This is a genomic window from Croceicoccus sp. Ery5, from assembly GCF_020985325.1.
In the GTDB taxonomy this organism is placed as follows: Bacteria; Pseudomonadota; Alphaproteobacteria; order Sphingomonadales; family Sphingomonadaceae; genus Croceicoccus.
The window spans coordinates 3,022,440-3,040,624 of record NZ_CP087587.1; the positions used below are offsets into that span (position 1 = coordinate 3,022,440).

The 18,185-nt window shown below is 61.8% G+C and carries 17 protein-coding genes; 11 read left to right on the top strand and 6 right to left on the bottom strand.

The annotated features are described in order from the left end of the window. Window positions 1-10: 10 nt before the first annotated feature. The 5 genes from atpA to LOZ74_RS14510 all read left to right on the top strand — a co-directional run bounded on the left by atpA (window position 11) and on the right by LOZ74_RS14510 (window position 4,743). The gene (gene atpA / locus LOZ74_RS14490; RefSeq protein WP_230291749.1) at window positions 11-1,540 is read left to right on the top strand and encodes a F0F1 ATP synthase subunit alpha; all 1,530 of its coding nucleotides are present in this window, start codon (window positions 11-13) and stop codon (window positions 1,538-1,540) included. A gap of 27 nt (window positions 1,541-1,567) precedes the next feature. Beyond that, window positions 1,568-2,443, top strand: coding sequence for a F0F1 ATP synthase subunit gamma (locus LOZ74_RS14495; RefSeq protein ID WP_230291750.1), 876 nt, complete (start codon window positions 1,568-1,570; stop codon window positions 2,441-2,443). A 21-nt stretch (window positions 2,444-2,464) separates the two neighbouring features. Further along, window positions 2,465-3,940, top strand: a complete 1,476-nt coding sequence (gene atpD, locus LOZ74_RS14500) for a F0F1 ATP synthase subunit beta (protein ID WP_230291751.1) — start codon at window positions 2,465-2,467, stop codon at window positions 3,938-3,940. Window positions 3,941-4,010: 70 nt separating this feature from the next. After that, window positions 4,011-4,268 carry an ATP synthase F1 subunit epsilon gene (locus LOZ74_RS14505; RefSeq protein ID WP_230291752.1) on the top strand — a complete coding sequence of 86 codons (258 nt, stop codon included), beginning with the start codon at window positions 4,011-4,013 and terminating at the stop codon, window positions 4,266-4,268. A gap of 325 nt (window positions 4,269-4,593) precedes the next feature. Continuing rightward, window positions 4,594-4,743 carry a hypothetical protein gene (locus LOZ74_RS14510; RefSeq protein WP_230280151.1) on the top strand — a complete coding sequence of 50 codons (150 nt, stop codon included), beginning with the start codon at window positions 4,594-4,596 and terminating at the stop codon, window positions 4,741-4,743. Window positions 4,744-4,824: 81 nt separating this feature from the next. Here LOZ74_RS14510 and LOZ74_RS14515 read toward each other — a convergent pair whose 3' ends face one another. Beyond that, complete coding sequence (locus LOZ74_RS14515) at window positions 4,825-5,109, bottom strand: HNH endonuclease (RefSeq protein ID WP_230291753.1); 285 nt, start codon at window positions 5,107-5,109, stop codon at window positions 4,825-4,827. Between the two features lie 97 nt (window positions 5,110-5,206). Here LOZ74_RS14515 and gmd point away from each other — a divergent pair, with 97 nt between their 5' ends. The 6 genes from gmd to LOZ74_RS14545 all read left to right on the top strand — a co-directional run bounded on the left by gmd (window position 5,207) and on the right by LOZ74_RS14545 (window position 12,871). Continuing rightward, on the top strand, window positions 5,207-6,274 hold the full coding sequence (gene gmd / locus LOZ74_RS14520) for a GDP-mannose 4,6-dehydratase (RefSeq protein ID WP_230291754.1): 1,068 nt from the start codon (window positions 5,207-5,209) through the stop codon (window positions 6,272-6,274). Beyond that, window positions 6,271-7,203 (top strand): GDP-L-fucose synthase, encoded by a 933-nt coding sequence (locus LOZ74_RS14525; protein WP_230291755.1) that lies wholly within the window; start codon window positions 6,271-6,273, stop codon window positions 7,201-7,203. The genes gmd and LOZ74_RS14525 overlap by 4 nt, the downstream gene beginning before the upstream one ends. 101 nt (window positions 7,204-7,304) lie before the next feature. Then, window positions 7,305-8,372: a glycosyltransferase family 2 protein gene (locus tag LOZ74_RS14530; RefSeq protein WP_370638839.1), complete on the top strand. Its 1,068-nt coding sequence runs from the start codon at window positions 7,305-7,307 to the stop codon at window positions 8,370-8,372. Between the two features lie 18 nt (window positions 8,373-8,390). Continuing rightward, on the top strand, window positions 8,391-10,088 hold the full coding sequence (locus LOZ74_RS14535) for a hypothetical protein (protein WP_230291757.1): 1,698 nt from the start codon (window positions 8,391-8,393) through the stop codon (window positions 10,086-10,088). Window positions 10,089-10,099: 11 nt separating this feature from the next. Further along, window positions 10,100-11,803, top strand: coding sequence for a glycosyltransferase family 39 protein (locus tag LOZ74_RS14540; protein ID WP_230291758.1), 1,704 nt, complete (start codon window positions 10,100-10,102; stop codon window positions 11,801-11,803). 6 nt (window positions 11,804-11,809) lie between these two features. Further along, window positions 11,810-12,871: a glycosyltransferase family 4 protein gene (locus LOZ74_RS14545; RefSeq protein WP_230291759.1), complete on the top strand. Its 1,062-nt coding sequence runs from the start codon at window positions 11,810-11,812 to the stop codon at window positions 12,869-12,871. Here LOZ74_RS14545 and LOZ74_RS14550 read toward each other — a convergent pair. The 5 genes from LOZ74_RS14550 to LOZ74_RS14570 form a co-directional block, all read right to left on the bottom strand. Then, window positions 12,868-13,644 (bottom strand): glycosyltransferase family A protein, encoded by a 777-nt coding sequence (locus tag LOZ74_RS14550; protein ID WP_230291760.1) that lies wholly within the window; start codon window positions 13,642-13,644, stop codon window positions 12,868-12,870. The two genes, LOZ74_RS14545 and LOZ74_RS14550, sit on opposite strands and share 4 nt — an antisense overlap. Window positions 13,645-13,649: 5 nt before the next feature. Next, window positions 13,650-14,483 (bottom strand): glycosyltransferase family 2 protein, encoded by an 834-nt coding sequence (locus LOZ74_RS14555; RefSeq protein ID WP_230291761.1) that lies wholly within the window; start codon window positions 14,481-14,483, stop codon window positions 13,650-13,652. Further along, window positions 14,484-15,683 (bottom strand): glycosyltransferase, encoded by a 1,200-nt coding sequence (locus LOZ74_RS14560; RefSeq protein WP_230293909.1) that lies wholly within the window; start codon window positions 15,681-15,683, stop codon window positions 14,484-14,486. Window positions 15,684-15,774: 91 nt separating this feature from the next. Next, on the bottom strand, window positions 15,775-16,713 hold the full coding sequence (locus LOZ74_RS14565; protein ID WP_230291762.1) for a polysaccharide pyruvyl transferase family protein: 939 nt from the start codon (window positions 16,711-16,713) through the stop codon (window positions 15,775-15,777). Then, on the bottom strand, window positions 16,710-17,996 hold the full coding sequence (locus LOZ74_RS14570; protein ID WP_230291763.1) for a flippase: 1,287 nt from the start codon (window positions 17,994-17,996) through the stop codon (window positions 16,710-16,712). Before LOZ74_RS14570 ends, LOZ74_RS14565 begins: the two co-directional genes overlap by 4 nt. Window positions 17,997-18,185: the final 189 nt, after the last annotated feature.

Consider the following 18,185-nt stretch of genomic DNA (forward strand, 5'->3'; position numbering starts at 1 on the left):
ACTTAGATCCATGGAAATCCGCGCCGCAGAAATCTCGAAGGTCATCAAGGACCAGATTGCCAGCTTCGGCACCGAAGCACAGGTAAGCGAGGTCGGTTCCGTCCTCTCGGTGGGTGACGGCATCGCCCGCATCCACGGCCTCGACAAGGTTCAGGCCGGCGAGATGGTCGAATTCTCCGACGGCACGCAGGGCATGGCCCTCAACCTCGAGGCTGACAATGTCGGCGTCGTGATCTTCGGCTCGGACGCCGCCATCAAGGAAGGCGACCAGGTCAAGCGCACCGGCACCATCGTGGACGTCCCCGTCGGCAAGGGCCTGTTGGGCCGCGTCGTCGACGCACTGGGCAACCCGATCGACGGCAAGGGCCCGATCGTCGCGGACAAGCGTTCGCGCGTCGAAGTGAAGGCGCCGGGCATCATCCCGCGCAAATCGGTGCACGAACCCGTGCAGACCGGCCTGAAAGCCGTTGACGCGCTCGTCCCCGTCGGCCGCGGCCAGCGCGAGCTGATCATCGGCGACCGCCAGACCGGCAAGACCGCCGTCGCCATCGACACCTTCATCAACCAGAAGGAAGTCAATCAGGGCGACGACGAAGGCAAGAAGCTGTACTGCATCTATGTCGCCGTCGGCCAGAAGCGTTCGACCGTCGCGCAGATCGTGCGCCAGCTCGAAGAAAACGGCGCGATGGAATATTCGATCGTCGTCGCCGCCACCGCTTCGGAGCCTGCTCCGCTGCAGTTCCTCGCGCCCTATACCGGCTGCGCGATGGGCGAATTCTTCCGCGACAACGGCATGCACGCCGTGATCGTGTATGACGATCTTTCCAAGCAGGCCGTCGCCTATCGTCAGATGTCGCTGCTGCTGCGTCGTCCTCCGGGCCGCGAAGCCTACCCCGGCGACGTGTTCTACCTGCACAGCCGCCTGCTGGAGCGTGCGGCCAAGATGAACGAGGAAAACGGCGCCGGTTCGCTGACCGCCCTTCCCATCATCGAAACGCAGGCAGGCGACGTGTCGGCCTATATTCCGACCAATGTGATCTCGATCACCGACGGCCAGATCTTCCTTGAAACCGGCCTGTTCTTCCAGGGCATCCGTCCCGCGATCAACGTGGGCCTGTCGGTCAGCCGCGTGGGCGGTTCGGCCCAGACCAAGGCGATGAAGAAGGTCGCCGGTTCGATCAAGCTGGAGCTGGCGCAATACCGCGAAATGGCGGCATTCGCCCAGTTCGGTTCGGACCTCGACGCCTCGACGCAAAAGCTGCTGAACCGCGGCGCGCGCCTGACCGAGCTGCTGAAGCAGCCGCAGTTCTCGCCCCTGCCGTTCGAAGAGCAGGTCGTGTCGATCTTTGCCGGCACCAACGGGTATGTCGACGGGATCGCGGTCGACCGCGTGACCGAATACGAAGCCGAAATGCTGTCGTTCATGCGTACGCAGCACAGCGACGTGCTGGCCGAAATCCGCACCACGCAGAAGTTCGAAGGCGAGACGAAGGACAAGACCGTCGCCGCGCTTCAGGCTTTTGCCAAGCAATTCGCCTAAGGTCCAAGAGGTAGCTAGGGAGCCGTCATGGCCTCGCTGAAGGAACTCAAGGGCCGGATCAACTCGGTCAAATCGACCCAGAAGATCACCAAGGCCAAGCAGATGGTGGCCGCCGCGAAGCTGCGCAAGGCGCAGGCCGCGGCGGAAGCCGCACGCCCCTATGCCGAACGGCTGACGGGCGTCATGGCAAGCCTGTCCACGAAAGTGGGCAAGAGCGACAATGCACCCAAGCTGCTGGCCGGAACCGGCTCGACCCAGAAGCATCTTCTGGTCGTCGCCAATTCGGACAAGGGTCTGGCGGGCGCGTTCAACTCGAACATCGTCAAGGCGGCACTCGCCAAGGCAAAGGCGCTGCTGGCCGAGGGCAAGGACGTCGAGTTCTACCTGATCGGCCGCAAGGGCCGTCCGGTGATCCGTCGCACCCACCCCGACCGGATCGGCGTGCAGTTCGACACGACCCATGTGCGCGAAGCCGGCTTTAACGAGGCCGAGCAGATTGCGGACGAGCTGGTCGGCATGTACGAGGATGGCCGTTTCGACGTGGCGCATCTGTTTTACTCGCGGTTCCAGAGCGCATTGGCGCAGGTCCCGACCGAGCAGCAGATCATCCCGGTCGCCGCTCCCGAGGGGGCTGCTGCCGAGAGCGACGCGGTAGTGGAGTACGAGCCCGGCGAGGAAGAAATCCTCGAAGCGCTGCTCCCCCGCTATCTGAAGACGCAGATCTTCAAGGCTCTGCTTGAGAACAATGCGTCGGAACAGGGCGCGTCGATGACCGCGATGGACAATGCCACGCGCAATGCCGGCGACCTGATCAACAAGCTGACGATCCAGTACAACCGCAGCCGTCAGGCGGCGATCACCACCGAACTTATCGAAATTATCGCGGGCGCCGAAGCGCTCTAAGTAATAGGCAAGGAAACACCCATGGCCACCGCACCCACGCTCGACTTCTCGGGCACATCGAATGTCCCCGCACAGGGCAAGATCAGCCAGGTCATCGGCGCTGTCGTCGACGTGATCTTTGAAGGCGAGCTGCCCGCGATCCTCACCGCGCTGGAAACCGAGAACAACGGCCAACGCCTTGTGCTCGAAGTGGCGCAGCACCTTGGCGAGAACACGGTTCGCACCATCGCCATGGACGCGACCGACGGCCTGACCCGCGGCCAGCCGGTGGCGAACACCGGCGCGCAGATTTCGGTTCCTGTCGGCCCCAAGACGCTGGGCCGCATCATGAACGTGGTGGGCGAGCCCATCGACGAACGCGGCCCCGTCGGTTCGGACATGCATGCGCCGATCCACGCCAAGGCTCCCGAATTCGTCGACCAGTCGACCGAAGCGGCCATTCTGGTCACCGGCATCAAGGTCATCGACCTGCTCGCCCCCTATGCGAAGGGCGGCAAGATCGGCCTGTTCGGCGGCGCGGGCGTGGGTAAGACCGTGCTCATCCAGGAACTCATCAACAATATCGCGAAGGGCCACGGCGGCGTGTCCGTGTTCGCGGGCGTGGGTGAGCGTACCCGTGAGGGCAACGACCTCTATCACGAATTCCTCGACGCGGGCGTTATCGCCAAGGATGCCGACGGCAACGCAACCTCGGACGGTTCCAAGGTGGCGCTCGTCTTCGGCCAGATGAACGAACCCCCGGGCGCGCGTGCCCGCGTGGCGCTGTCGGGCCTGACCATGGCGGAATATTTCCGCGATCAGGAAGGGCAGGACGTTCTGTTCTTCGTCGACAACATCTTCCGCTTTACCCAGGCGGGTTCGGAAGTGTCGGCCCTGCTTGGCCGTATTCCTTCGGCCGTGGGTTACCAGCCCACCCTGTCGACCGACATGGGCGCGCTGCAGGAACGCATCACCTCGACCACCAAGGGTTCGATCACCTCGGTTCAGGCTATCTACGTGCCTGCCGACGACCTTACCGACCCTGCACCGGCCACCTCGTTCGCTCACCTTGACGCGACGACCACGCTGAACCGCGCGATTTCGGAACTGGGCATCTATCCCGCGGTTGACCCGCTGGATTCGACCAGCCGCGTTCTGGAACCCCGCGTCGTCGGTGCAGAGCACTATGAAACGGCCCGCGCGGTTCAGGAAACGCTGCAGAAGTACAAGTCGCTGCAGGACATCATCGCCATTCTGGGCATGGACGAGCTGTCGGAAGAAGATAAGCTCACCGTCCAGCGCGCGCGCAAGATCCAGAAGTTCCTGTCGCAGCCGTTCCACGTGGCCGAAGTCTTCACCGGCATCCCCGGCAAGTTCGTCCAGCTGGAAGACACGGTGAAGTCGTTCAAGGCCGTTGTCGAAGGCGAATACGACCACCTGCCCGAAGCAGCCTTCTATATGGTCGGCGGCATCGACGAGGCGGTCGAGAAGGCCAAGAAGCTGGCCGAAGACGCCTGATTGGATTGAGACGGGCGGAGGCAGCGCGCTTCCGCCCTCTCCTTCACGATAAAGATTGAAAGCTGAAACGATGGCGCTGCATTTCGAACTCGTAACTCCGGCCAAGCTGGTCCGCTCGGAAGACGTTCACATGGTGGAAGTCCCCGGCAGCGAGGGTGCGTTCGGCGTGCTGGAAGGGCACGCGCCCTTCATGTCGACCATCGCCGACGGCCAGATGCGCATCTACAAGACTGCCGGCGCCGCGCCCGAAGTCATCACCGTCTCGGGCGGCTTTGCCGAGGTTGGCGACGCGGGTCTGACCGTTCTGGCCGAGCACGTCGAGGACTGATCCGTCCTGTCGCACCGGCGCGATTCGACTGCGCCGCCTGTGCATAACTGACGAGCGACCTTTCAAAGGGCCCGCCGCGCGCGGGCCTTTTTATTTCGCGCCGCCCGTGTGGCTTTCGCGCCATCGCCTGCCGGCAAGTGCGTGGGGACAATAGGTTGCGGGTCTGCGCTGACAAAAATGTCAATCGTTTCCGACCCTTGGCATTAACCTTTGTATGGCGCGCGACTGTGGATAAAGCTGCGGATCGAAAGCTGACAACTCGCGCTCGTCTTAAAGGGCCCGCTAAGCGATACTCATCCATATCGACTGCCAAGGGGGCAAGAGCGTGTCGAGATATACATTCCATCAATCGGGCAAGGATGCCTGGAGTAGTCCGCGGCCATTTACCGACGCCAATATGCGGCGTCAGCGTTATGGCCGCATCCAGCCGCTGGAAGAACCCGGCCTGTTACAGCGCCTGCTGCGTCTGGCCTGAGATTCCGGCCCTGTTCCGCTTGCGCGTCCAGGTCTCATTCCGCTTGCGCGTCTCGGCCTAATTCCGCTTGCGCGCCCGGGCCTAGTTCCGCTTGCGTGTGGGCGCGTGGAAGTCGGGGGGCTTTCGCGCGATCCAGCGCAGAAAGGCGGCCATGTCGGCATCGCGCCGCACTGCCGCCACATCATCGCCTAGCCGCGCCAGCTCTGCATTGGTAAAGCGCGCGTGCAGGCTGCGGTGACAGATCGGGTGCACATCGACCGTCACCCGCCCTCCCCTGCTTTTCGGCACCGTATGATGCCGCTCCACCCGCTGTCCCAAAGGCCGCGCGCACAGCCAGCAGAGCGGTGGATCCGGATCGCGGGTCATCGCGCCACCCTACTTGCTGACGACAAGCGATGGCCACACCTTGTCATGCCCGCACCCATGACGCACGGTCCCGCCCGATAGCCAGTACGAGGAAAACATGAGCGGCAAGACGGCATTGATCACCGGCGTTACCGGACAGGACGGCGCCTATCTGGCGCGGCTGCTGCTGGAAAAAGGATATGTCGTTCATGGCGTAAAGCGCCGTTCATCCTCGTTCAATACGGGCCGGATCGAGGATATTTACGAAGATCCCCATGTGCAGAACCAGACCTTTCAGCTGCATTATGGCGATCTGACCGATGCGACCAATCTGATCCGCATCGTACAGGAAGTGCAGCCCGACGAAATTTACAATCTGGCCGCGCAAAGCCATGTGCAGGTCAGCTTTGAAACGCCCGAATATACCGCGAATTCCGACGCAATGGGCACGCTGCGCCTGCTGGAGGCGATCCGTATTCTGGGCATGGAACAACGGACGCGATTCTATCAGGCGTCGACGAGCGAATTATACGGCCTTGCCCAGCAGGTGCCGCAAAGCGAAACCACGCCGTTCTACCCGCGCTCGCCCTATGCCGTGGCCAAGCTGTATGCCTATTGGATTACGGTCAATTACCGCGAAGCCTATGGCATCCATGCCTCGAACGGCATCCTGTTCAATCATGAAAGCCCGCTGCGCGGCGAAACCTTTGTCACACGCAAGATTACCCGTGCCGCCGCGGCCATCGCGCTGGGCCGGCAGGACAGGCTGTATATCGGCAATCTCGACGCGCGGCGCGACTGGGGCCATGCACGCGAATATGCACGCGGCATGTGGCAGATGGTCCAGCAGGACGAGCCGGGCGATTATGTGCTGGCGACCGGCGAAACGACGTCGGTACGCGATTTCGTACTATGGGCATTCGAAGATGCCGGCATGCCGGTCGAACTGAGGGGCAGCGGAGTCGAAGAGAAAGCCTATTGCCTGAAAACCGGTCGATGCGTGCTTGAAATCGATCCCCGTTATTTCCGCCCGACCGAGGTGGACCTGCTGCTGGGCGACCCGTCCAAGGCGCATCGCGAACTGGGGTGGAGGCACGAAACCCCGGTCCGCGAGCTGGTACGCGAGATGGTCGATGCCGATCTGCAAGTCATGCGCGATGCGCCGATCGCCAAGGGCAGCGCATGAGCTTTGTGCTGGCCGGAAAGCGGGTTTATGTCGCCGGGCATCGCGGTATGGTCGGGCAGGCACTCGTCCGGCGTCTGGCCAGCGAAGACTGCGAAATCCAGACCGCTCCGCGCGAGATCGACCTTCGCGATCAGGCCGCTGTCCGCACCTGGTTTTCGGCCAATGCCCCCGAGGTGGTGATCGTTGCCGCAGCAAGGGTCGGCGGCATCAAGGCGAATGACAGTCGCCCGGCCGAATTCCTTTACGACAATCTGATGATCGAGGCGAATATCATCGAAGCCGCGCGACAGCATGGCTGCCGCAAGCTCTTGTTTCTGGGATCGTCATGCATCTATCCGCGCATGGCCCCGCAGCCGATCCGTGAAGACAGCCTGCTGACCGGCCCGCTGGAGCCCACCAACCAATGGTACGCAGTTGCAAAGATCGCGGGGATCATGCTGTGCCAGTCCTATCGCCGCCAGTATGGCTGTGACTTTATATCGGCAATGCCGACCAATCTGTACGGGCCCGGCGACAATTACGATCCTGATGGCAGCCACGTCGTTCCCGCTCTGATACGCAAGGCCAGCACCGCCAAGGCGAATGGCGATGCTGCGCTGACCGTCTGGGGCACCGGCACCCCCTTGCGCGAATTCATGCATGTCAGCGATCTGGCGGACGGATGCGTCTTTTTGCTCGAACATTATTCGGCCGAAGGACATGTGAACGTGGGTAGCGGGCGAGAGATCGCGATTGCCGATCTGGCGCGGCTGATCGCCGGCATTGTGGGGTTCGCAGGCCGCGTCGAATTCGATGCATCGAAACCGGACGGAACGCCGCGCAAGATCATGGATGGCACGATGATGGCGGACATGGGCTGGGCACCGCGGATCGACTTGCGCGACGGGCTGGCCGATGCGTTGGAGGATTATCGCGCGCGCTTTGAATAGGCGCCGCCGGTCGCGCCCGGATATTACCGCTCATGGTTAACGTTTTCTCAAGCGAAATTGCCCATAGCCGCTCTATCGACTAGTCTTGCGTGCCAGGGGGAATGAGATTGACGCGGCTTATCATCCAGATTCCGTGTTTGAACGAGGCAGACGACCTGCCCGCGACACTGGCTGCCCTGCCGCACGAGATTGCCGGCATCGATACGATCGAAGTGCTGATCATCGATGACGGGTCCAGGGACAATACCTCCGAAGTCGCGCGCAAATGGGGTGTGCAGCATATCGTTCGCCATCGCCGCAATCGCGGGCTGGCCAATGCGTTCCAGTCCGGGCTGGACGCCTGTCTGGCGGCGGGCGCCGATATCATCGTCAACACCGATGCCGACGGCCAGTACGAGGGCGCGGATATCGCGGCACTGGTCCAGCCGATCCTGCGCGGAGAGGCCGATATCGTCATCGGCGACCGCGGTGTCGGCAAGAATGCGCATTTCGGTCCGTTCAAACGCCGCCTGCAACGTCTGGGCAGCGCCGTGGTTCGCGGTCTGTCGGGCACGGAAATCACCGACGCGGTCAGCGGTTTCCGCGCCATCAGCCGCGAGGCGGCGCAGCGCATCACGATCACCACCGAATTCAGCTATACCACCGACATGCTGATCCAGGCCGGGCGCAAGCGCATGGCGATCGCCAGCGTGCCGGTGCGCACCCATGCCACGCCGCGCCCGTCGCGCCTGTTCACATCGATTCCGCGTTTTATCGGCCAGACCGGTGTCACCATCGCGCGGGCCTATACCACCTATAACGCGCTGCGCGTGTTCGTGGGCACCGGTCTGCTGCTGGCCTTTGCAGGGCTGGTCCCGATCCTGCGGTTCCTGTGGTTTTATTTAAACGGCGATGGCGGCGGCCATATCCAGTCGCTGGTCATCGGCGGCGCGCTGCTGGTGCTGGGCGCGCTGGTGGCCGTGATGGGCATGCTGGCCGACCTGATCACTGCCAATCGCAAGCTGCTGGAAGCCACGCTGCACAAGGTCCGCAAGCTGGAGGAACGGCTGGCGGAACAGGACGCCACCTCCGCCAAGGCGCCTGCCATAGACCCGACCGGCGAACGGGCCGCGGATGTGGTTCCCCTTCCCGCCAAGGCCAAGCGCACGCCCACCCGCCGGAGCCGTTGAGCCATGCGGTCCGCGCCCTTGCATGCCCGCACCGGGCCAAGGGCTGCCCTGCCCGATGCGGAAAGTGCCATCTGGCCGTCGGTTGCCATCGCACTACTGCTGATCGCACAGGCCGTGATGGTGCATACGCGCGCCATCAACTGGGACGAATTCTTCTATTACGGCGAGGTCGTCCGCTTTGCGGGCGGCGATCTGAACCGTGCGCTTCAGAATATCCATGTCCGCCTGTTCGTCTGGCTACCGGCCATGTTCGACCACGAGATCGACGCAATCATAGCCGCCCGCACTGTCATGCTGGCATGCGAATGTGCCGCTTTGGTCGCGATCTATGCCGTGTCGCGCCGCTTTACGGATCGTTCGGGCGCGCTTCTGGCGGCGCTCGCCTATCTGTCGGCGGGCTATGTCCTCCAACACGGATTTTCCTTCCGCACCGATCCGGCGGCAACCGCAGCCTTGACGGGTTCCCTGGCCATGCTGGCGTGGATGCCGCCGGGCGGGCCGCGATACTGGATCATGGCCATTGGCGGCGCGGCATCGGCGGCGCTGGCTGCGATGTTCACGATCAAGGCGATTTTCTATGCGCCGCCCTTTGCCGCAATCGCCTATATGCGCTGGCGCGAGGCGGATCGCCCGTGGCCCGCCCTGATGCGCGTGGCAATGTTCGGCGCCATGACGGTCGCTCTTTTCGCCATGTTCTATGCCTTGCATGCCAGCGGCGTAACCGATGCCGCCACGGATCGATCGGGCGGGATCGGCAAGGCAAATGCCGCATCGGGCCATCTGCTGGGCGACGCGGCGGAGCGCATGTTCTTTCTGGGCATGCCCAATAATCTGGGCATGATCCTCAAGGGCGCGCTGATGGCTTTGACACTGACCGCCATGACGATTGCCACGCCGTTTGCGCTGCTGCGCGGACGGCATTTCAGCGGGCCGCAACGCATCGCGCTGGCGGGCCTGTGGCTGCCGGTCGTCACGCTGGCATTCTATGAAAACACGGCGAGCTATTATTTCGTGTTCATCCTCGCGCCAGTCAGCATTGCCTGTATCGCCGTAATGGCGCCGCTGCGGGCCAAATGCCCGACGCTATTGATTGCCGCCGCGCTTGCCGCACCCTCACTCGCGACGCTGGCTACAGAGCGCAGCGATGTGCTGGCCAACCAGCGCGCGCTGATCGATGCGGTGCATCGCATCTTTCCCGAACCGGTCGCCTATTTCGATCACCCCGGCATGATCGCCGCGTTCCCCAAGCGCAACGGGTTCATGACACCATGGGGCATGAAGGGATACGCCGCGCAAGGCGTGCCCAGCTATGTCCGCGCGATGGAGGCAGAGCCTGTACCCTTGCTGCTGACCAACTGGTGGCTGTTCGCAGAGCTGGACGATCCGGAAAACGACATCTTCGTGCCCGAGGATACGTTTGCGCTGCGTGAGAACTATGTGCAGGTAACCGGCGCGATCTTTGTGGCGGGGCGCGACATCGCCGCATCCGATGAACCGCGCAGCAGCCGCTTTCTCGTGCCCGGCCCCTATACGGTGATCGGCGGACCGGTCACCGTCGACGGACGCATCCTGCCCCCGGGCAGCATCATCGATATTTCGCGCGGCAATCACACTATCGCGCCAGCGGGCAAATCCGACGCGCGGCTGATCTGGGGTCGCAACCCCGATCTTCCGGCAAAAAACAGTTTGAACGGGGCGATATGGACGCGCTTGTAAGCGATAGGCACATGCAACCCGCAGCCGCGGACGGCGGCCCTTCGACCCATGGTGCGATACGGCTGACCATTGCCGCCATTGCCCTGTTGCTGGCCTTGCAGTTTGCCCTGATTTTCACGCGTGCTGTCAATTGGGACGAATTCTTCTTTTACGGTCAGGTCGCCCAGTTCGCGCGGGGCCAATTGCCGACCCCGCTCCAGACGATCCACGTCCATGCGTTCCAATGGCTGCTGGCTTTGCCGGGCAGCACGGTCGATCACATTCTGGCCGCGCGCATTCCGATGTTCGGGTTCGAACTCGTCACGCTGGGCGTTATCTATGCGCTGGCGCGCCGTTTTACCGATCCGCTTGTGTCGGCGCTGGCGGTGCTGGCCTATCTTTCGGCCGGTTACGTGCTGCAACACGGCATGTCGTTCCGTGTCGATCCTCCGGTCACCGCCTCGCTGGTGGTCGCACTAGCCGTTCTGGCGCGTGCACCACTGCGCTGGTGGAGCGTGCTGCTGACCGGTGCGCTGATCGGGCTGGCGGGAATGATTACGATCAAGGCCGTGCTTTACGCGCCCGCCTTCCTTGGCATGGCATGGCTGCGCTGGGCAGAGGCGGGTCGCGACCGCGCCACCGGGCTGCGGATAGCGGCGATCGGCCTTGCCGCGCTGGCGATATTCGCCGCGCTTTATCTGTGGCACGCCGCCGCGATTGCCGCTTCGGCCGCACCGTTGGCGCAGGCTGCATCAGCGCCTTCACCGACCGTTCCCGATACCGGCGCGCAAGCGGGCGCGGTGCTGAACCGTTCGGCCAGCGACATGTTCTTTATCGGCGTGCCGCCCTATTGGCGGATGATCGTCAAGGCAGCCAGTCTTGCGCCTTTGTTCGCATTGCTGATCCTGACCGCGCCCCTCGCCATCGCCCGAAGCGGGCTTTCCCGCGCGGCGAAATGGGCGCTGGCAGGGCTTTGGATGCCGGTGCTGACGCTTGCCCTTTATCGCAACAGCGCCGGGTATTTCTATGTGTTCCTGCTGCCGCCGCTGGCCATTGCGGCATCATGCGGGCTGGACTGGCTGCGATCGCGTTTCGGCGCGCTGCCGGTTATCGCGGTGATGCTGGCCATCGCGCTGGCGACATGGGCCAGCGATGACCGCAAGGTGCTGGCCAGCCAGCAATCCGTGACCGATGCGGCCCAGCGCATGTTTCCGCAAGGCACTGCCTATTTCGATCACAGCGGCATGATCGGCAGCTTCAGGAAGGCCAACGGCTTCATGACGCCGTGGGGCATCGAGCAATATCGGCGCGCGGGCACCAACAGCTATCGCGCGGCGATGGAAACGCAGACGGTCCCCTTGCTGATCGAAAACGACATCATGGTCACCGCCGCCCTGACCGGCGGGGACAGAACGGCCATATTGCTGCCCGAAGACGCACGGGCCTGGCGCGAGAATTACGTGCGATACTGGGGCACGATCTGGCTGGCGGGCAAGTCGTTGCCAGCCGGTTCGGCGATAGACAGCGAGTTTCTGATCCCCGGCCGCTATCGTGTCGAAGGCCATGATGTCTCTGTCGATGGCGTCCCGCACGAGGCGGGCGATATCGTCACCATCGCAAGAGGCATGTATTTACTTGCCAATGGTAGCAAGCGCCCCGCGCGGCTGGTGTGGGCCGACATTGCCGATCCGCCCCAGGGCAAAGCGCCACAGGGCGATCTGTGGCTCGGATATTGATGCTTCATGGCCGGTGAAATGCCCCTGTCGATGGTCTTTATCACGCGCAAATGGGCTCCCGCCGTGGGCGGGATGGAAACATGGTCGATCCGCATGGCCGAGGCGCTCGCCCGGCTGTGCGCGCTGGAACCGATCGCCCTGCCCGGCAAGGATGACGGAATGCCGCCATCGGCGGTCAGCCTGCTGGCGTTTCCCTTTACGGTCATCCGCCGCCTGTTCGCCCTGCCCGTCACGCCCGATGCCGCGCTGCTGGGCGATATGGCGATATGGCCATTGGCGTTGGTGGCCATGCTGCGTGGTGCGCCGCGGATCGCCATCGCCGCCCATGGCACCGATGTCGCCTATCACCGGCGCGGCGGGATCAGGGGGCATCTGTATGGCGCCTATCTGCGGCTGGGCGCACGGCTTTTGCGCAACACAATGATCATCGCGAATTCGCGGGCCACGGCAGAGGTGCTGCGCGAGACTGGCTGGCACAATTCCGCTATCGTGCCGCTGGCCACCGATATTGTCGCACCGCCGCCCGACGGGACGCATAACGGCCGCCTGCTGTTCGCGGGCCGCCTGATCGAACGCAAGGGGTGCGGCTGGTTCATCCGCGAGGTGCTGCCCTTGCTGCCCGCCCATATCACGCTGGATATCGCGGGCACGGGCTGGAACGAAACCGAACGTGCAATGCTGGACAATCCGCGCGTACACTTCCTTGGCGCGCTGCACGGAGAGGCCTTGATACGCGCCTATCGCGATGCGCTGGCCGTGGTGATCCCCAATATCCCGATGGCGAACGGCGAATACGAGGGGTTCGGTCTTGTCGCACCCGAAGCGGCGGCGGCAGGCGGCATGGTGCTGGCTGCCGATTGCGACGGGCTGCGCGATGCGGTGATCGACGGGGTTACGGGCCGGCTGCTGCCGCCTGCCGATGCGCCTGCGTGGGCTGCGGCTGTCGTGACGGTGGAGAAATGGCCTGATACCGCGCGGTCGTCCCGGCTGATCGCATCGCAGAAAGCGGCAGGGCAGCATTTCGACTGGCAGCGCGCAGCGGCCCAGACACTGGCGGCCTTCACCTAATCCGCGCGGTTCCACTGATCCTGATTGCGCAGCGCGACATTAGCTGCCCCGCGCCGCAGGAAACGTCCGGCCAGAAAGCTGTAAAAGAAACGGTCCATGACCGCGACCGGCAGCACCTTGTAGGCAATGCGTTCCGCCAGCGTCCAGCCGACTGCGGAGCGGTCGCTGCGGCGATCGGACGGAAAGCAATAAAGGTCGCGATGATAGAGTATAGGCCCCGATTTCGCGATCGCGTTCACGATCTCGTGATCCTCCAGCACATAGGGCCAGCGCTTCGCATCGAAACCGCCACTCGCCATCAGCCGCGCAGTATCAAAGGCCTGCGCATAACCGCCCGAATGGCATTTGCGCGGCAAGGCCCACGCAAAAAATCGCAGCTTGCGATGCGTCCAGCCGTCCACGCCGTTGGGCGGCAAGCCAAACCCGATGGCGCAGGATGCATCGGGCCGCCGGGCGAACATCGCCAGTAGCGTCGCCGTATAATGGGGTGGATAGATCGTATCGGCATCGATCGTCGCGACATAGCGCGTTCCGGCAGCCATCGTGCCTGCCCGCAATGCATGGATCTTGCCTGCGACCGGTTCGCTGATAAATCGGGCGTCGATATCGGCCATCCCCTTCAATGCCGAACGCGCTGCCGCCACGCTGCCGTCGGTCGAGCCATTGTCGACAAGGATCAATGAGAAACGCCGGTCGGTCTGCGTCGCAAGGCTGGCAAGCGTGCGCGCGATCCACTGCTCCTCGTTATAGAAGCACAGAACGATGGTCAGCACCGGGGTCACCCCGGCCCCGAACCGATGCGCGCCTTCACCTGCTTGAACGGCTTGTAAACGGACCAGAACACGCCGCTGGCCATTTTTTGCAGCCCGCTGGTGGCGTGCTGATCCTGCAGCCTGCGATCCTCGTCCAGCCGGCGCGCCACCGATGACCAGCCCGTCTGCGTGCTGACGCCGGTTGCGGGCATAATCGCGACGGGGCGGCTGAAGGCGAGCAGGCGCGCACCCGCGTTGCGCGCCCGCAGCAGCCATTCGTAATCCATCGCCACACGGTAGGATGCGTCGAAACTGCCGATCCGCGCATATAGCGAGCGCGCAACGAACATGCCCTGATGCGGACAGGTCATCTTGAAGCTGCTCAGCCAGCCCAGCGGCCTTGCCTTGCGCAGAACGGTCCGGTCACCGAAATCGAGGATCACCTCGTAAGCGGCAATATCGATCGTGCCGAACCGGCCTGTATCGCCCAGATCGCGCGCTACCGAAGAAAGGCTGGTGGCGTCGACGAACACATCCTCGGCCTGCAGAACAAGGATATAATCGCCCCTCGCCATGGCGATCCCCTTGTTCAATGCATCAGCGATCCCTTCGTCCGGCTCGCTGATCCAGCGCAATTTTTGCCCCTGCGATTCCAGATACTCCCGCGACCCGTCGCTCGATCCTCCGTCAACGATGACATGTTCGACATCCGGAAAATCCTGTGCTGCCACGTTTTCGACTGTGCGCCGCAGCCCGGCCAGTGCGTTGAAGCTGGCAGTGACGATGGTAAATCTGGGCCTGTCCGTCGCGGGCCCGCCATGCGTCGTCAATGTGTGTCCCCCATGTTCGCTGCCGGTCATTTACTCTTCGCCACCTTTGGTCCGGATCAGCTCTTCGTAAAGCGAACGGTGCTGTGCTGTCACCGTCTCGCCGCCGAAACGCGCCAGTGCGTGGCCCCGCAATCGTGCACGATCGACATCGCCAATGCCTGAATATTGCGCCACAATGGCGCGCGCCATCGCGTCGATCTGAAAGGCGGGGACAAGCGCGGATTCCGGGGCCGGCAACGCATCCATTACGCCGCCGACATCAAAGGCCAGACACGGCGTCCCGCAGGCCTGCGCCTCCAGCAATGTATTGGGCAGATTATCTAGTCGCGACGGCAGGATGAAGACATCGGCAGCGTTATAGATCGCTGCCAGCGCGCGTTCGTCGTCGACCGGTCCGAACGCATGATGCGTGACACCATTGACCAGCGAGGTGGCCTTGGCCCCGCCAAAACCCAGCAAGGTGGTCCGCGCCTTTAATTCCGGCGGCAAGAGATCCAGCGCCGCAGCCAGAAGATCGAAACCCTTGCGCGGATCGCCGGTGCCGCCAATTGCACCGGAAAGAAGATAATACCCGTCGGGGTTCAGCCCCAGCGTTTCACGTGCCCGTTCCCTTGGCTGTGTGGCAAAGCGGTCGAATGGCAGCGTATTGGGAATGACCTGTACCGGCCAGTCGCGAGCGACCGGCGATTGCGCCGCGCGTTCGGCCATCCACCGGCTCGGCGCGATCAGAGTCGGTCGCCATCCCTGCCATTTTCGCATCTTGCGGCGCATCGTCCAGCGGTCGGGATCATGAAACGGGCGCGCGCGAAACGCATGACGATATTCGTCGGAACCGTCGTAATGTGCCGCGCCGCCGAATGCCCATTCGTCGTGGCACGTCCAGACGACCGGCGCCGCTGCCTGCCCGCCATGCCCGTTCCGCGCCTTCGTTCCGACCATCGCCATATCGCCCAGTCCGGCACTTTCCGCACCCAGCCAGTGGAGATGGACCACATCGGGCCGCAACGCCGCCACATGCGGGCCCAGCCCCGCATCGAACAACGCCAGCGTGCGCATCGCCTGCCGGTCATGATGCGACAATATCCGGCAAAGCCGCTTGGCCGCAAAGCGTTGCGCCCTGATCCGAATGCGCCGGACAGGGCCCGCGTATTCGTGGCCCCAGTCTTCACGCCCCGATCTGTCGAGCACCAGCATGTGCGCATCGATGCCGGCATCGCGCTGCGCCTGCACCAATCGCCGCGCCGCAATCGCCGCCCCGCCCCGACAATCGGATTGAGAGATGTGAAGGACGCGGGTCAGAGACATCACAGCCTTTGGCCGACTAACCGAATTGCGCCCGCCATTGCGCGATAGCTTCGGCATTGACGCTGATCTGCGGAACACTGCCGATAATAGAAGCCCGCAAGCGAGAGTCGTTCAGGGCTTCAACGACAGGAAGCCCTGTCTGCTTCGCAAGCTCTGTGCTTCGATTGTCAATTGCCACGATGATAGTGCGAACACCATTTTGTATCGCCCTAATGCCGCCATGGAGGCGAGTGCCGACATAATCGATCGCGCCGGGCTTCAGTAAGCTATCGAATGCCGAAAGGCTCGGTTCGATCACTCGAATGCCATCGTCACATTCGAGGCTGGACAAATACCGACGATCCCCTTTTCCCTGCGGCCAAAATAGCAAATCCTCATAAATTGATTTCAAAACCCCGATAAGAAGTCGGTCACGATCGGGGTTTGGATGATAGTCAGTGAGAGTGAATAAGACAGCATTAGAGCGCTTCGTCCTGCTGGCCTCTTGACCAAAACCTTCGGCCCACATTGTTGGGCAACCGGTATTGACAACATTGGTGATGCCGATGGAAGCCAGTTTCTGCTTGGTATACTCGTCTCTTACCGAGTGCAGGCCGTCGCGGGAAAGCGCCGCACGTAGAACCGCTTTGGTGTATGCGTCCGGCTTGCCTTGATACTGCCACCAGCCAACGCCGCACAGCAGTACTGGGCCGATCCTGCGCGCCGTCCTCCACCCGATCTGCCACTGACGATAACGCAACATATGGGCTGACAGTAGATTCGTTCCGCCAACGATGCGCCAGTCCGCCTCACAAGCGATGCGGATCGAATGTTTTGCAATTATTTCCTGCGTAGGAAGATGCACGATCTGCTGCTCCGGCATTCGCCTCGTCAATTCAGTCAGAACAGCGTCGCGAATAATTTGGTCGCCAAGATTTTCGGAAGAAATAGATGGATCAAACAGCGCGATCGTCATTTGATTTGCACTTTAAATGAAGCAGGTATCGTTAGAAAACAACGCATGTAAAGAATCAACAAAGGTCTCAACTTGCTTGAAAAAGCGTAAAACAGAAAATTGGCGCATAAATAGGCAGTAACAGTCGACAATGCCGAACCAACCGCTCCCAAAATAGGGATAAGAATCGCATTACCGACGAAGTTGACAGCTATACCTGCAAGGTTTCGGTAGACGATCAGATTGGCATTTCCTTCGATTATGATCAGCCTGCTACTGGCAAATCCCCACACAGACAAGGCGGATATCCATGCACTCACCACTAGGATGTCGGACGCATCGTCGAACCGATCACCATAGAGGAACTGGCAGATCGACTGGGCCGACAACGAAACAATAGACGAAATTACTAATGAAATTACGACTATCCTACGGAAATCGATAAGAATATTCCTCTCGTATGCTTGGCGATCTTTACCGAACAGTCGCACCCATTTCGGAAATCCTACAGTAATGAATGCGAGTGGTATGAAGCCTATCGCTTCACCGATACGTAAGGCAGCACTGTAGTTTCCAACATCGTTCTCTCCAGCTATTCGGCCCAACATGATCAGGTCCATTCTCGTATAGATAAAGAACGCAAAGCCGGAAATTACCAGCGGAAGTGCGTCCGTGAGCATAGTTCGCGCAAGACTGCCATCGAAGCGGAAACTTATATCCAGCCTACGCGAACGAAATAAGGCAAACATGGCGAGACTGGCCAATGCCGCCTCTGCAACGTTCGAGAGTGCGAACCATACGAGATCGGCTTCCCAAATGATCAACCACATCTTGACTAAGCCAGAACATATTGAAGCACTTGTTTGCGCGACGGACGGAATCCAATTCCTATGCTGCGCCTGCGCCAGCCAATCGAGTACGTAGCCTGCCTGCGCGATGAAAACACCGGAGGAAATTGCGGTCAATATAACCAGAGCGGCATCACCTTGGATAAGTGCTGCCGAGAGGCTTGCGAGCAAGACGGCGACAACCGAGCCAGCCAGTCGGATCATCAACCCCGTCCCCACGACGGCCGCCTGATCGTGATGGCCGTCTGCTAATCGACTGACAGCGACGGCCTCTAAGCCAACAGTAGAAAGGGCAGCAAAAATTCCAGCATAGGCTATCGACAGGTTTAGACGACCGTAATCGTACGGACCAAGATAGCGCGCCACCAGAACCCCTACCAAAAGTCCCAGGGCCAGTCTTGCAATTCGGTCCAGCGCCAACCAGCTGACGTTGCTTTTGGCGATCTTAATCAGCAACTTCCACTCCCGATAGTCGCTTCCACGTAGCGGCTGCCAACCGCGCACGACCCGCTGTTGCCGTGTGGGCCTGCTGTACTAAGAAAACGTGACTGACTGGATTTTAGAAGAGCAAATCCCGCGCTTCGAGGCACGAGAGTTTTACAACTTATTCACCAAATTCCGGCATAGCCCGTCACAGCCGAACCG

Bases quoted from the DNA above. Each gene is read 5' to 3' on its own strand.
- atpA (WP_230291749.1), top strand. From the start codon at position 11: ATGGAAATCCGCGCCGCAGAAATCTCGAAGGTCATCAAGGACCAGATT.
- LOZ74_RS14495 (WP_230291750.1), top strand. From the start codon at position 1,568: ATGGCCTCGCTGAAGGAACTCAAGGGCCGGATCAACTCGGTCAAATCG.
- atpD (WP_230291751.1), top strand. From the start codon at position 2,465: ATGGCCACCGCACCCACGCTCGACTTCTCGGGCACATCGAATGTCCCC.
- LOZ74_RS14505 (WP_230291752.1), top strand. From the start codon at position 4,011: ATGGCGCTGCATTTCGAACTCGTAACTCCGGCCAAGCTGGTCCGCTCG.
- LOZ74_RS14515 (WP_230291753.1), bottom strand. From the start codon at position 5,109: ATGACCCGCGATCCGGATCCACCGCTCTGCTGGCTGTGCGCGCGGCCT.
- gmd (WP_230291754.1), top strand. From the start codon at position 5,207: ATGAGCGGCAAGACGGCATTGATCACCGGCGTTACCGGACAGGACGGC.
- LOZ74_RS14525 (WP_230291755.1), top strand. From the start codon at position 6,271: ATGAGCTTTGTGCTGGCCGGAAAGCGGGTTTATGTCGCCGGGCATCGC.
- LOZ74_RS14530 (WP_370638839.1), top strand. From the start codon at position 7,305: ATGAGATTGACGCGGCTTATCATCCAGATTCCGTGTTTGAACGAGGCA.
- LOZ74_RS14540 (WP_230291758.1), top strand. From the start codon at position 10,100: ATGCAACCCGCAGCCGCGGACGGCGGCCCTTCGACCCATGGTGCGATA.
- LOZ74_RS14545 (WP_230291759.1), top strand. From the start codon at position 11,810: ATGGCCGGTGAAATGCCCCTGTCGATGGTCTTTATCACGCGCAAATGG.
- LOZ74_RS14555 (WP_230291761.1), bottom strand. From the start codon at position 14,483: ATGACCGGCAGCGAACATGGGGGACACACATTGACGACGCATGGCGGG.
- LOZ74_RS14565 (WP_230291762.1), bottom strand. From the start codon at position 16,713: ATGACGATCGCGCTGTTTGATCCATCTATTTCTTCCGAAAATCTTGGC.